Annotated in this window: 14 protein-coding genes; 7 read left to right on the top strand and 7 right to left on the bottom strand. The window is 66.6% G+C overall.

Going from position 1 to position 13,586, the window contains the following annotated elements; genetic code table 11:
* Positions 1 to 74: 74 nt before the first annotated feature.
* From VZ068_RS07635 to VZ068_RS07610, 6 genes are all read right to left on the bottom strand, one after another.
* On the bottom strand, positions 75 to 1,448 hold the full coding sequence (locus tag VZ068_RS07635; RefSeq protein ID WP_349657324.1) for an AcvB/VirJ family lysyl-phosphatidylglycerol hydrolase: 1,374 nt from the start codon (positions 1,446 to 1,448) through the stop codon (positions 75 to 77).
* Between the two features lie 69 nt (positions 1,449 to 1,517).
* Positions 1,518 to 1,700 carry an oxidoreductase-like domain-containing protein gene (locus VZ068_RS07630; protein WP_259153442.1) on the bottom strand — a complete coding sequence of 61 codons (183 nt, stop codon included), beginning with the start codon at positions 1,698 to 1,700 and terminating at the stop codon, positions 1,518 to 1,520.
* Positions 1,701 to 1,767: 67 nt separating this feature from the next.
* A complete protein-coding gene (locus VZ068_RS07625) occupies positions 1,768 to 2,373 on the bottom strand; it encodes a hypothetical protein (protein WP_259165858.1) in 606 nt (201 codons plus the stop codon).
* A 40-nt stretch (positions 2,374 to 2,413) separates the two neighbouring features.
* Entirely contained in the window at positions 2,414 to 3,040 is a 627-nt protein-coding gene (locus VZ068_RS07620; protein WP_349657323.1) for a 2'-5' RNA ligase family protein, read from the bottom strand.
* 280 nt (positions 3,041 to 3,320) lie between these two features.
* Positions 3,321 to 3,776 (bottom strand): PA2169 family four-helix-bundle protein, encoded by a 456-nt coding sequence (locus tag VZ068_RS07615; RefSeq protein WP_104614037.1) that lies wholly within the window; start codon positions 3,774 to 3,776, stop codon positions 3,321 to 3,323.
* A gap of 640 nt (positions 3,777 to 4,416) precedes the next feature.
* Complete coding sequence (locus VZ068_RS07610) at positions 4,417 to 5,628, bottom strand: MFS transporter (protein ID WP_349657322.1); 1,212 nt, start codon at positions 5,626 to 5,628, stop codon at positions 4,417 to 4,419.
* 243 nt (positions 5,629 to 5,871) lie between these two features.
* On the opposite strand from VZ068_RS07610, the gene VZ068_RS07605 reads away from it, so the two are divergent.
* The 3 genes from VZ068_RS07605 to VZ068_RS07595 all read left to right on the top strand — a co-directional run bounded on the left by VZ068_RS07605 (position 5,872) and on the right by VZ068_RS07595 (position 9,231).
* Positions 5,872 to 6,966, top strand: a complete 1,095-nt coding sequence (locus tag VZ068_RS07605) for an alkene reductase (protein ID WP_349657321.1) — start codon at positions 5,872 to 5,874, stop codon at positions 6,964 to 6,966.
* A 233-nt stretch (positions 6,967 to 7,199) separates the two neighbouring features.
* Positions 7,200 to 8,249, top strand: a complete 1,050-nt coding sequence (locus VZ068_RS07600) for a L,D-transpeptidase (RefSeq protein WP_259153437.1) — start codon at positions 7,200 to 7,202, stop codon at positions 8,247 to 8,249.
* A 181-nt stretch (positions 8,250 to 8,430) separates the two neighbouring features.
* Positions 8,431 to 9,231, top strand: a complete 801-nt coding sequence (locus VZ068_RS07595; protein WP_259153436.1) for a hypothetical protein — start codon at positions 8,431 to 8,433, stop codon at positions 9,229 to 9,231.
* 134 nt (positions 9,232 to 9,365) lie between these two features.
* Here the strand turns inward: VZ068_RS07595 and VZ068_RS07590 are convergent, their stop codons facing one another.
* Complete coding sequence (locus VZ068_RS07590; RefSeq protein ID WP_259165882.1) at positions 9,366 to 9,701, bottom strand: zinc ribbon domain-containing protein YjdM; 336 nt, start codon at positions 9,699 to 9,701, stop codon at positions 9,366 to 9,368.
* A gap of 115 nt (positions 9,702 to 9,816) precedes the next feature.
* Here VZ068_RS07590 and VZ068_RS07585 point away from each other — a divergent pair, with 115 nt between their 5' ends.
* From VZ068_RS07585 to VZ068_RS07570, 4 genes are all read left to right on the top strand, one after another.
* A complete protein-coding gene (locus tag VZ068_RS07585) occupies positions 9,817 to 10,863 on the top strand; it encodes a cation diffusion facilitator family transporter (protein WP_349657320.1) in 1,047 nt (348 codons plus the stop codon).
* Between the two features lie 338 nt (positions 10,864 to 11,201).
* Positions 11,202 to 11,675: a peptidylprolyl isomerase gene (locus VZ068_RS07580; RefSeq protein WP_259153433.1), complete on the top strand. Its 474-nt coding sequence runs from the start codon at positions 11,202 to 11,204 to the stop codon at positions 11,673 to 11,675.
* 123 nt (positions 11,676 to 11,798) lie between these two features.
* Positions 11,799 to 13,175 (top strand): Hsp70 family protein, encoded by a 1,377-nt coding sequence (locus VZ068_RS07575; protein ID WP_349657319.1) that lies wholly within the window; start codon positions 11,799 to 11,801, stop codon positions 13,173 to 13,175.
* Between the two features lie 188 nt (positions 13,176 to 13,363).
* A complete protein-coding gene (locus tag VZ068_RS07570) occupies positions 13,364 to 13,549 on the top strand; it encodes a hypothetical protein (RefSeq protein ID WP_010366034.1) in 186 nt (61 codons plus the stop codon).
* Positions 13,550 to 13,586: the final 37 nt, after the last annotated feature.

The following is a 13,586-nucleotide window of genomic DNA, read 5'->3' as shown; positions in this document are numbered from 1 at the left end:
ACAGCCGCGCCTGGTTCAGTGCCTGAGCCGCACCGACCGATGGCAAGGGCATCGTGGTTACGATGCCCTGCACGTCAAGGCGTCGACAAGCCGTGCAGCTGCTCCATGATCACCTTGGACAGGGTCGCGTAATCGCCCTTGAAGTGGTGATCGCCCGGCAGCGCCACGCGCTTGGCGGCCTGCGCCGGCAGGCTCGGGCACAACGCATCGCCATCGTCCTGGCCGTAGATGCACACCGTGGTGCCGGCCGGCAGACGCTGCACTTCCGGCGCGATCGGCAGGCCTTCGTCATCCGAGCCCAGCCAGTTGCTGACATGGAATTCGTAATCGGCCAGCTTGCCGACCGACAGCAGCGCGGTCATGCGGATGTTCTGCCTGGTCTGCGCCGGCAGCTTGTTGATCGCCGCCGGCAGCACATCGGCGCCTTGCGAGAAGCCGATCAGCACCACGCGCTTGCGCTGCCAGCGCTGCGCATACACGCGCGCAATGCGGTCCAGGTCGGTGGCGAAGCCCTGCGGCGTGCGCTCGGTCCAGAAGTATCGCAGCGAATCCAGCCCGACCACCGGGATGCCCTGCGCGGCGAGCGCATCGGCGACTTCTTCGTCCAGCCCGGCCCAACCGCCGTCGCCGGACACGAAGATCACGAAGGTGTCGTCGTCGCCGTCGCCGTCCGGCTTGGCCGGCAATTCGACTACCGGCAGGTCGGTCAGGCCGCCCGGCGGGGGCGGCAAGACAACGCCCTTCTGCTCGCCCAGCGAACGGGCTGCGGCACGCAGGCCGGGCAGGATGTCGCCCTGCGCAGACCGCTTGAAGGTGCGGGCCTGCGGAACCTGCTTGAGGAAGGCGTCCTCGGCTGCTGCAGGACACCGTTTGTCCTGGCTGCCGGCCAGCACCCAGGGAATCTGCAGCGTCGCCGGAACCAGGCTATTGCCGCCCGGACGCACACCTGGCTGGCAGATCGCCTGATCGGACACCGTGGCCGGGCACAGACCATCGGTGAGCACGCCGGCCAGCACATGCGGCTTGGCCTGCGCGCCGATGGCATACGCCAGCGCCGCACCTTCGCCATCGCCCACCAGCAACGGCAACCGGTAGGTGGGGATGTGATAGAAGGCCTGCAGGTAGCGCGAGAAGTTCTCCACATCGCCCACCGAAAACGCGCAGGTGCCGCCGGCCTTGCGCAGGACCGCGTACAGATGCGCGGTATCCACCATCGCCACCATCGCGCCATCGTCGCGCAACGCTTGCGCCTGGGCCTGGCGCTTGCTGGCATTGCCTGCGCCCGCCAGCCAGATCACCACGCGTTGCGGCTCGTCCTTGGGCATCAACACCGGGATCTGTTCGAAACGCCCGTGGCTGATCGGTTCCGGAGCCTGGGCGGCGGCCATTCCCGACAGCGTCACCATCGCCGCGCCGCAGAGCGCGCTCCATCGTTCAAGTCGTCGCATGTCGCACCATCGGGAAAAGTGATCCAAAGATAATCGTTCCGGCACTCGCCGCGAAGCGCGGCGCTTCGCTCACCGCGCCTGCGCCAGCTGACGGGCTTCCCAGGCGGCCAGGGCCTGGCGATAACGCGTCATTTCTTCGGCGTACAGATCGTGCACGCACAGCGGGCAGCCGCTTTCGCAGCACTCGTTGGGCGCGGGTGCCTGCGGCGGTTGCGGGCGGGGATCGGAGGCGGACATGGCGCTATCGTGCATGCGGCTATTGTAGCGTCGTGCGCATCCGCCGCTGCGGGGTCGCGCGCCACGCGGCGGCAGCGGCGGCTCAGCGACCCAACCGGCGACGCAGGTTGTCCCGCGCGGCCGTATCGATGCGTGCGTGGAAATAGTCGCTGAGAAAGATGCGCGGGCGCTTCAGCAGCCCGGCCAGGAAGCGGCGGCGATTGAGCCGGAACAGCAATGCGGGAACATGGCCCCGGTATTCCTCGGCGATCGCGCGGTCGTAAGCATCGAAGACGGCAGCGGGCGCGGCCAGGATCGCCATGTCGCAATCCAGGAACAGCGCGGCCTCCTCGTCCACATCCTGCGGTTGCAGTTGTCCATGGCGCGCGGTGAGCAGGATCAGCGCCTGCACGCGCTGCAGATCCACTTCGGCATGCGGCCACCAGCGCGGGATGCAGTCCATTGCCCACTTCGCAGATTCGGCTTCGTTGTCGCTGCGCCCGGGCTGGTAGATCGCATCGTGGAACAGGACCGCCAGCCAGACCTCCATCGGCCGTTGCCAACCCGGCCCGGCAGCGACCTCGGCATAGTGGTGCAGCAGTGCACGCACGTGGCCGAAGTGATGGTAGGCGCGCGGCGGCGTGGCATAGGCCTGTTCCAACGCGGCCAGATGGTCGGCATGCAACGGCAGGGGTGTGATGGCATCCATGCACGCAGGCTACCGCGTGCATGCGCGTCTGCACACAGCCTTACCGATCAACGCAGCTTGCGGCCTGACGCAGCGGCCAGCGGCTTTCGATCTGGTAACGCGACTGGCCAAGAAAGCTGCGCACCAGCGCAAAGTCGCGCACCGTCCAGGCAAGCGCGTCGCAACGGCGTTGCGGCAAGCTCTGGTTACAATACAGCAGCGTCATGTGCGGCGTGTACTGCGCATCGCCAGCGATGCCCACGTGTGCCAGCTGACGGCCAAGCGCCCCTTGCAACGCATACAGCCCGCGCACGCGCTCTTCGCCACGCAGCACGCACGGCAGTTGCGAGCGCCGTCCACCGAACGTCCCGACGCGGTCGAACTCGACCTCGAAGGCGTCCATCGCCACCCGCCCGGCGGCCTGGCTTGCGCGGCTCACCAACGAGGGCGGCAGCCCGCCAGCGTAATCGCCCAGGTGATGCAAGGTCACATGCAGCCGCTCGCGCCCCAACGGCTTGCCATCCACCTGCCCGCTCTGCAGCAGCCCATTGGCGATGCCTGCCGCACGCTCGGCAGTGGTGGCATCGGCCATCACCGCAAAGAACAGACGTTCGGTGGTCTTCTCTTCCCCCAAGCCAAGCGACAACTGCGCCTCGGCCGATGACAGATATAGAAACTGCTGCTTCATGGGGTGATTCCACGACCGCCTGCGCGGGCCTGGCTGAAGAAGGGCGGCGGATACTAGCAGACCTGACGCATGCGCGAATATGCCGCGCAATCCATCGCCAGCGTGGAACACGCCAGCGCCGTGGAACGGCACTGGCGATTTGGCGATCTGTTCGCCACATGATGGCCAGCGTGCCGCGCACACAAAAAGAAACGGGCAGCTCGCGCTACCCGTTTCCCGCCTGTATCGATCTGCTCCGAGAGCTGCATCGGTACAGATGCGCTTCGGTCTTGCTACCGCGTTATGCGGCGTTCTTCATCGCATGCTTGCGATTGCGCATCACGTCGTGACATGCACGCACTTCCGGCAGCAGGCGCAGTGCGGCGTCGCGTGCAGCGGCCGGCGTGTCGGCATCGGCAATGGTTTCATCGAACGCCTTCAGCAGGCGGTCTTCGGATTCTTCCAGCTCGGCCACGTAGCCGTACTTGGTGTCGCCCAGCGTCGCGCGCACCTTGCCGTAGAACTGCTGCATGCTGCCGACCATGGTGCCGTGCTTTTCCGGCGTCCCACCGGCCGAGACAACCACGCTGCTCAGGCTGCTCACGATGTCGGTCTTGACGCCGGCAATGCGGCGGAACAACGTCGCCAGCTCTGCGTCGCCAACCTTGGCCGCGGCTTCGTCGTAGAAATCCTTGCCATCGCGGGAAATGGCGATGAGGTCGTTGAGGCTATGCTCGGTCTTGCTCTGAATGCTCATGTGTCGCTCCTTGCTGGATGCGCTGACGCTGCGGAAGTGCGATGCGTCGGCTTTCGGGGAGTAGCGCAATCGATGCGTTGATTGCGATGCCGTAAACGTGGTGTACGGCTGCATCCTGGCGGCGCGACCATAATCGGCATGTGAGCGATGCGCGGCTCGTCCTCACGCCATCGTGCGGCCGATGAACTGCGATTCATCGATGGCAACGACGCATCAAGACTCCTTTGGTTGCCGACTTGCCCACATATTGTCGACCAGATTCGGATACGGCCGCCCGGCCGCTGCTGCACGTTGTTTCGCGGCGGCTTTCTGCGCCTCGGTCAACGGTGTGGATGCGCTCTTTCGCTTGGGAGTGGGCCGCTTCCACGGCGGCGGAGTGAATTCGGTCATGGCGCTGTTCGGTCCGCTTGCATTGAGCGTGCAGTCTCGACACATCGCTGTGAGTTGATCGTGGATGCGCGCATGCGGCGCCCACAGGGACGCGACAGCGAACAAGCGCTGCCGCGCGCTGATCAGCCCGCCACGCCGTCAGCCGGCGTCGCACGCTTCCCAGATGGAAGGCGCAGGCCCAACGTCAACAGACCACCCCAAGCAGCGCAGCCCACGCCGGCCGGCAAACGCAGCTGCACGGAGCAACCCATCAGCAGTGGGTCACCAACGTGCGCTGGCGTTGCTCCTGCCACACCGCCAGCGCGTAGACCAGTAAGCCGCCAAGTGCCGTGGCCGCACCCACGTACCCGGTGGAGGTCCAGCCCCAGCCCGCGGTGATCGCCATGCCGCCCAACCAGGGGCCCAAGGCATTTGCGGTGTTGAAGGCGGCATGGTTGGACGCTGCCGCCAAGGTTTGCGCTTCGGCCGCCACATCCATCAGGCGGGTCTGCAACGCAGGCGCCAGCGCGCCCATCGTGCCAACCGCCACGATGGAGACGAACACCCACAGCCCCGAATGCGCGGCCAGCGGGAAGGTCAGCATCACCACGATCGACCACACCAGCAGCACCGGCACCGCGCGGAACTGCATGCGGTCGAATAACCACCCACCCAGGATGCTGCCAAGCACGCCGCCAACGCCGAATGCGGCCATTGCCAACGGAATGCGCGCAGGCGCGACGCCGGTGACCGCCGTCAAGGTTGGCGCCAGGTAACTGAAAACGCAGAACATTCCCGAGAATCCCACCGCACCGATCGCCAACGCCAGCCACACCTGCGGCTGATTGAACGCACGCAGCTCGCGCAGTGGCTGCTGACGCGGCTCGTCCGGCGCAGGCGGCAGCAACGCCGCCACCGCCGCCACCGTGCCCAGCGCGATCACCGACACCGAGGCATACGCCCAACGCCAGCTCACGAGTTGCCCCAGCCAGGTCGCCAGCGGGTTGCCCACCAGCAAGGCAACGCTCAGGCCCAACAGCACGCGCCCCACTGCGGTCGCGCGTTGATTGGGCGGACTGATCGAGGCGGCAACCAGGGACGCGACGCCGAAATACGCGCCGTGCGGCAGGCCGGCGATGAAGCGACACAACAGCATCGTGTGATAGCTGGGCGCCAGCGCACTGGCAAGGTTGCCCAGCGCGTAGAACACCATCAGCAACAACAACAAGGTGCGGCGCGGCCAGCGCGCGCCCAGGATCGCCAGCAACGGCGCACCGACCACCACACCCAGCGCATAGGCACTGATGACATGGCCCACCTGCGGTTCGCTGATCTGCAGTCCATGCGCGATCTGCGTCATCAGGCCCATCGTGGAAAACTCGCTGATGCCGATCGCAAAACCGCCCATCGCCAGCGCAAGCAGGATCAGCACGTAGTCGCGCCGTGGCACGCGCGGCGGCGCGGAGAGGTCGATATCGGACATGCCCGACTCCAGGATGACGGGGCGGCTTATTATTGTGCAATGCAGCAATCGGCGAAAGGTGTCGGCCGATGACGGTTCAGCGCTGATCCGCAGCACATCACAGTTCCACTGGCCTGACGCGGTGTGGGGACGCAGTGTCCTATTGACGTCGCTCGAATCTGCTTGGGTCCGCCACCATCGCTGTGGGGCACCGCGATCGGCGTGGTGCCGCGCCTGGCGCGATCCAACTCGAACTGGTTGCTGATGTCCAAATCCACTGAATCTCCGTTGTTCTCCCCGGTGCGCCTGGGCGCATTGGATCTTGCCAACCGCGTGATCATGGCGCCGCTGACACGCAACCGCGCCGGCGCCGGCCAGGTGCCCTCGCCGCTCGCCGCCGAGTATTACGGCCAGCGCGCCACCGCCGGCCTGATCGTCGCCGAAGGCACGCAGATCAGCCCGCTCGGCCAGGGGTATCTGGACACCCCCGGCATCCACACCCAGGCGCAGGTCGAAGGCTGGCACGCAGTCACCGATGCAGTGCACCGCCGTGGCGGCAAGATCGTGCTGCAGCTATGGCATGTCGGCCGCGTGTCGCATACCAGCGTGCTCCCTGCTGGCGAAGTGCCGGTCGCGCCCAGCGCCATTCGCGCCGAAGGCAAGACCTACACCAAGAACGGCTTCGAGGATGTCTCCGAGCCGCGCGCACTGGCGCTGGATGAAATCCCCGCGCTGATCGAGGACTACCGCATCGCCGCACGCAATGCGATCGATGCCGGGTTCGATGGCGTGGAAGTGCATGCCGCCAACGGCTATCTGCTGGATCAGTTCCTGCGCGATGGCTCCAACAAGCGCACCGACGCCTACGGCGGCGATATCGAAAACCGTACGCGCCTGCTGAGCGAGGTGGTGCAGGCCATCGCCGACGAAATCGGTGCCGAGCGCACCGGCGTGCGGCTGTCGCCGGTGACCCCGGTGTACGGCGCACACGACTCCGATCCGCAGCCGTTGTTCGAACGTGCAGTCGAGCGGCTCAACCTGATCGGGGGGCTGGCCTTCGTGCACGTGATCGAGGGTGCCACCGGCGGCCCGCGCGACAACATCGCCTTCGACTACGCCGCGTTGCGTGCCAAGTTCGATGGTGCGTGGATCGCCAATAACGGCTACGACCGCGGCATGTCCGAACAGGCCATCAGCAGCGGCTACGCCGATGCGATCGCTTACGGCCGCCCGTTCATCGCCAACCCGGATCTGGTGCGTCGCCTGCGCGAGAACGCGCCGCTGACAGAGGTCGACCAGGCCACCCTGTACGGTGGCGGTGCCAAGGGCTATACGGACTACCCCGCACTGGCGGATTGATTCCGCCCCGGCTGGCCGATCACTGCCGCAACCAGGCGGCAGTGATCGGCACCCAATGCAGTGCGTACGCGCAGTGCGCGATGCAGTGCGGCACTACCAACGCAGACCGGCCAGCTTGGCTGCCCTGCGTGCGCAGCCCAGGTTCGCGTGGCACGCCGACACCGCAGCGTCGCCACATGACGCGCACAGCGCATGCCGCTAGCATCCAGGCAGCCCTTGCTGCTGGACGACCCATGCGCTGCCTTCTCTCGTTTGCCCTGTGCTGCACGCTGCTGATCGGCGGGCAGGCGCTCGCCGTGCCGTTCTGGGGCGCGCGCCAGTCCAGCCCTGCCGATACCCTGCCCGCGCAGCTCCAACCGGGCCAATGGATCTGGGGTGGCGTCAGCAAAGGCTGGGGGCCGATGGCGGTGATCGTCAGCCTGACCGAACAACGCGCCTATGCGTATCGCAACGGCATCCTGATCGGCGTGTCCACCATCAGTTCCGGCAAGCCGGGGCACGAAACGCCCACCGGTGTGTTCACCATCCTGCAGAAGGACAAGGATCACCGCTCCAACATCTACAACGCCGCCCCCATGCCGTATCAGCAGCGGCTGACCTGGGACGGCGTCGCCCTGCACGCCGGCGGCCTGCCCGGCTATCCGGAGTCGCACGGTTGCGTGCATCTGCCTTCGGAATTTGCGCGATTGCTGTTCGACAATTCCAATATGGGCATGGTGGTGGTGGTCGCACAGGCCGGCATCAGCGCCGACGATGTGGTGCATCCGCGCGCGCTCAGCCCGATCGATCCCACCACCGGCGCCGAGCGCGCCCTGCTGCCGCTGCCAAGCGGTCAGGCGTTCGCCTGGCAGCCGGAGCTGGCACCGACCGGCCCGATCTCGATGCTGATCAGCAGCACCGACCAGCAACTGGTGGTCTACCGCAACGGTGTGGAAATCGGACGCGCGCAGGTGGCCTTGCATGCACAGCCCGGCGCCGCGCCGCTGGGCACGCAGGCGTTCATCGTCGGCCAGGGCTTTCTGCCGGGCGACCTGCCCGGACTGCCCGGCCAGCGCATGCCCAACTGGATGCGAATCGGCATTCCCGGCAGTACATCCGCGGCAGGGCAGGCACTGGACGCCGCCACCGTCGCGCGCCTGCAGGTGCCGCCCGCATTTCTGGCCGGGCTGTTGCCGCTGCTGACCCCTGGCGTGGTATTGGTCGCCACCGACCAGCGCATCCTGCCGCAGACCACCGGCGCCAAGCTGCAGGTGCTGGATTCGGACCCGCCTGAAACGCCATGAGCGCGCCATCAGCGCGTTGACCGGACAGGCGGGGGCAGCGACTGCGGCTCGCGCGACGTGCCGCGTGCCGCCCTCCCCCACCGCGCAGCGTTGTTGTTTGACGGGCTGATCCAGTGCCACGGATCGCGCGATTGTCAACGCAGCGCTACAGGCACATGATGCGGCGACCTCATTGCCAATGATGTGCGTGATGCGCCTGTTCGCTGCGGTTCTGTTCGGCATCCACGTTGCGGCCTGCAGCATGGCCGCTGCATCGGCACAAACCACACGTCCTGCGGCGCCAGGCGCAGACTGCCTGGATGCGCGGCAGGTTGCGGAACTGCATCAGGCCGACGCACGCACGCTGGCCGTCGCCCAACACGACGGCCGCTTGTTCCGCCTGCAGCTGGCGCAGGACTGCCCACAGCTCGCCGCACAGGCAGATGCCACGCTGCTCGCCCCGCACGGCTGGGTCTGCAACGGCGCCCAGGCGTTTGTCGGCGTCGGGCAGCAACGCTGCGCCATCGGCCAGGTCGCCACGCTCAGCGCGCGCGATTACGCCGGCATTGCCCGGCAACGCGACCGCGACGGAATCCCCACGCTGGACGGCGTCAGCGTCCGCCAGGCGCGACGTCGCAGCTTCGCCGGCTCATCCAGCTACTGCTTCAATCCCAGCATGTTGCGCGCGTGGTCGGAAGACGCCCAGGGCCTGGTGGTGGAAGTGTCGCCGCGCCACCCCGGCACGCACCGCCATTATCGCGTCGAGTTGATGGACAGCTGCCGCGAACTCAGCGGCGCACCGCCGATTCGCTTCGTATCCGGCATGGGCTTAAATGCGATCTGCGGCAATCCTGGCGACAAGGTCGATGTCCTCGACGAAATCGGCCTTGCCGGCGCCAGCGTCGGTGCGGGCCAGCAAGGCGACCTGAGCACGACGCGCGGCGGACAGTTTGGTCGCATGCGCCAGAGCTGCATGGTGGCAGCGGTGTATCCGCGCGATTGAGCGTGCCGCAGCGCAGGAACGCGCTTGCGCGCGACGAAGCGTCATCGAGCATGCATCATCGCGCGCAAGCGCGCTCCTACATACGCCAGATGACATCTGACTCCAGATGACACCTGACCAAGGCGGCGGCAGGCTCAGGCCTTGCGCAGGAAACAGGTCTTCAGCACCAGGCCCTTGATCTTTTCCGAGTTGCCTTCGATATGTTCGGCATCGTCTTCGACCAGGCGGATATTGCGGATCACCGTGCCCTGCTTGAGCGGAATCGACGAGCCCTTGACCTTGAGATCCTTGATCACCGTCACCGTGTCGCCGGCCTGCAACACGTTGCCGTTGCTGTCGCGCACGACCGTCGCGCTCGCGGCAGCCTCGCCTGCACTCCATTCGAAACCGCAATCGGCGCAGATCGACAACGCGCCGTCGGCATAGGTGTTGTCCTGGCCGCATTGCGGGCAGGCGGGAACGGTAGACATGCGGGTCCTTGATCAAAAACGGGCGTGGATTGTAGCTCTCCGGCGTTGCGATCACGCACCCGGCACGGCCGCAGCGCGATAGTGCCGGGCTTATCGAATACCTTGCAGGTCGTACGTGTCCAACCAGCCAGCGCCTCCCGTACCGACCGCCACAGACACCGGTAACGCCAGCGGCGGCCCCGGCAATGCGAGCTCAGGCACTCCTGCAAAGCCCAAGGGCTCGCACCTGGTGGTTTACGTTGCGCTGGCCGGCAACCTGGCCATCGCAATGGCCAAATTCATTGCGGCAGGCATTTCCGGCAGCTCGGCCATGCTCAGCGAAGGCGTGCATTCGCTGGTGGATACCGTTAACGAGGTGCTGCTGCTGTACGGCCTGCGCCGCGCCGCGCAAGCGCCGACGCCGACGCACCCATTCGGCTACGGGCGCGAACTGTACTTCTGGAGTTTCATCGTCGCGCTGCTGGTGTTTGCGATGGGCGCCGGGGTGTCGCTGTACGAAGGCATCGTGCACCTGCGTCATCCCGAGCCGGCCAAGAGCCATCTTGTCGCCTACTGCGTACTCGGCGTCTCGATCGTGTTCGAAGGCATTTCCTGGGTGGTGGCGCTGCGCGAATTTCGTGCCAAGAAGGGCCGCATGGGCTATTTCGAGGCGTTTCGCCAGAGCAAGGACCCCAGCACCTTCACCGTCTTGCTGGAAGACAGCGCAGCGTTGATCGGCCTGTTCATGGCGCTGCTTGGCCTGGCCGGCGCGCAGCTGCTGGACATGCCCGAGCTCGACGGCATCGCATCGATCGGCATTGCCGGCGTGCTCGCCTTCACCGCCTTCCTGCTGGCGCGCGAAACCAAGGGCTTGCTGATCGGCGAGCCGGCGCATGCGCATGTCACCGAGTCGCTGCTACGCATCGCCGCCAGCGACCCGGATGTGCGCGCCGCCAACGGCGTGCTCACCATGCAGATGGGCCCCAACCAGGTCGTTGCCGCGCTCAGCGCCGAGTTCGAAGACAGCCGCACCACGCCGCAGATCGAAGCCTGTGTCGGGCGCATCGAAGCGGCGGCCAAGCGCCAGCATCCCGAGCTCACCGCGTTGTTCATCAAACCGCAGACACCGGAAACCTGGCGCGCGCGCCGGGCACAGATCGAGCGTGGCGCGCAGACCGACTGAGCAGGTCCATAGATGTCTGACGCGCACGCAAGCGTGCGCGAGGTGCGGCGTTTCAGCCAGATTCGCGCTGCAGCAGATCCAGCACACGGCCGCCAGCGCATCGGCGCAGACCGCGCCACGAGCCGATCTGCACCCGTATCGCCCGTGCCCACGCAGCAAGGCATTGCTGCGCGGCCTGGTCCAGCCATGCTCTCCACCAAGCTGATCCTCGCCCCAACCGCAACTGCAGCCGCGGTTGCATGACCGGCTTCGATTGCCTACGGTGTGCGGGCAGCATCTGTTCGCATCGTGAATCAGCCGATGCACTCCCCTTCGATCACCCGTCATGGAGGTTTCCAATGGAAATCAGCCAAGGTCGCGTTGCGACCATTCACTACACACTTTCCGACGACAGCGGCCAGGTATTGGACCGCTCCACCCCGGACACCCCGCTGAGCTATCTGCACGGTGCCGGCAATATCGTTCCCGGCCTGGAGCAGGCCCTGGACGGCAGGCGAGTCGGCGACACGCTCACTGCCGATGTCGCGCCTGAGCAAGGCTACGGCCCGCGTCATCAGCAGCTGATCCAGCACGTGCCGCGCGATGCCTTCCCCACTGATGTCGAGGTGGTACCCGGCGTGCAGTTCGAGGCGCGCACCCAACAGGGCCCGGTGCTGGTCACCGTGACCGAGGTCGGCCCCGATCAGGTCACCGTGGACGGCAACCACCCGCTCGCCGGGCAGACCCTGCACTTCGCGGTGGAGGTGGTGGAGGTGCGCGAAGCCACCACGGACGAATTGAACCAGGGGCACGTGGACGACATCGCGGCCTGACGTGCTGTGCCGCGTGCCGACGCGCACGCGGCACATCGGCCGGGGCGCAATGCCTGCGTGCCGTTCTGGACGGAGCACGCGGCAGCCGTAGTACAGTGCGCGCCCCGCTCTCAGGCACTGTGCATGAAACTCGGCATCGACTTCGGTACCAGCAACTCCGCCGCCGCGGCGATCGTCGATGGGCAGGTGGCGCCGGTGCGCTTCGGCGAGGCCTTGCAGTTCCGTACCACGGTGTATTTTCCCGACACCATGCGCGACCCGGAGGATTTCAGCCTCACGCCCGCGCTCGAATACGAAATGCAGCGCCTGATCGACTCCGGCCGTCGCGACGCCGTTGCCGCTGGCCGCACGCCCAATCAGGACAGTTTGCGCCGCGAGGCGCTGCGCATCGTGCGTCGGCAATGGATGGAAGAGCAGGTGCGCGAGCCGCGCAGCTCGGCGGCACTGCTGCAGAACGCGGTATACGGCGACGATGCGCTGGACGCCTACTTTCTCGAAGGCGAAGGCAACCTGGTGCAGAGTCCCAAGTCGATGCTGGGCTACAACCTGCACCCGCGCGCGCGCCAGACCATCACCGGCATCGCCACGCACGTGCTGGAACATATCCGCCTGACCGCCTCGCGCCAGTTCGATCTCAACATCCGCACCGCCGTGCTTGGCCGCCCGGTGCAATTTCGCAGTTCGATCGGCGAGGCCGGCAATGCGCAGGCGCTGGAGATTCTGCAGACTGCGGCAATCGCTGCAGGGTTCGACAGCGTGGAGTTTCTCGAAGAACCCGCAGCGGCGGCGATGCACTACCACGTCAGCCATGACACCCGCCACGACACGGTGGTGGTGGACATCGGCGGCGGCACCACCGACATCGCCCATGCCAGCGTCGGCGGCAGCGCCCCGCCGCAGGTGCACCGCGCCTGGGGCATCGCGCGCGGCGGTACCGACATCGATCTGGCACTCAGTCTCGCGGCCTACATGCCGCTGTTCGGCCGCGGCATCACCCGCGTGCCGGCGCACCACTACGTGGAAGCGGCGATGGTGCAGGACATGACCCGCCAACGCGAATTCCGCCTGCACAAGTACCAGGACGTACCTGCCCCGTTCGACAAACGCCTGCAGGCATTGCAGGACACCGGCAATACCGCGCGCCTGTATCGCGGCGTGGAAGCCTGCAAGATCGCGCTCAGCGAGCTCGACCGGCACCAGGCGTCGCTGGAATTCATCGAACGCGGGCTGGGCGTGGACGTGCAGGCCAGCGCACTGGTTGCGTCCGCTTCCAGCTATCTGCGCGAACTGGAAGGCCTGCTTGCGCAGGTGCGCGCCGACCTGGCTGCGCCGCCGGCTACCGTGTTCCTGACTGGCGGCATGTCGCGCGCCGGCTATATCCGCGACACCGTGGCCGCGGTGTTCCCGGAATCGCGCCTGGTGCATGGCGACCCCTCGTTCGGCGTGGTGCAGGGCCTGGCATGGGCGGCGGCACAAGGCGCCCGCCCGTCGGACGATTAACACAAATCGGCGCTCAGTGCCTATAATAAGCGGTTGCTGCCTGACGCCCCGCCGTCGTGTCAGCAAGGCACGCTCGCCGTGCCACCGCGATGGCGCACCGAACGCGATCGCACTTCTCGACACCGCTTCCGCGCGCACCACCCTGGCCGCACGCGGTGTCATTGCACTTCCCCGCTACAGGAGGCCACATGGCACGTCCCGCGACCAAGCAGAAATCCCAGCCCAGCATCGCTCGCAGCGAAGGCAAGTCGCAGCCGCTCAGTCGTGAGCGCATCGCTGCCGACATCGCCGCGTTCCGCAAGACCGGCGGCCGGATCGAAGTGCTCACCACCAACTTCGGCCCCGCCCGCAACGACGGCGACAAGATCGCGTAAGCAGCGAGCACGCTAGCGCTTGCTGCGCAGCGCGCGC

Source organism: Xanthomonas sp. 10-10 (assembly GCF_040182365.1).
Lineage (GTDB): Bacteria > Pseudomonadota > Gammaproteobacteria > Xanthomonadales > Xanthomonadaceae > Xanthomonas > Xanthomonas arboricola_F.
Note: the sequence above shows the minus strand (reverse complement) of the source record. Positions and strands in the feature narration are given on the sequence as shown.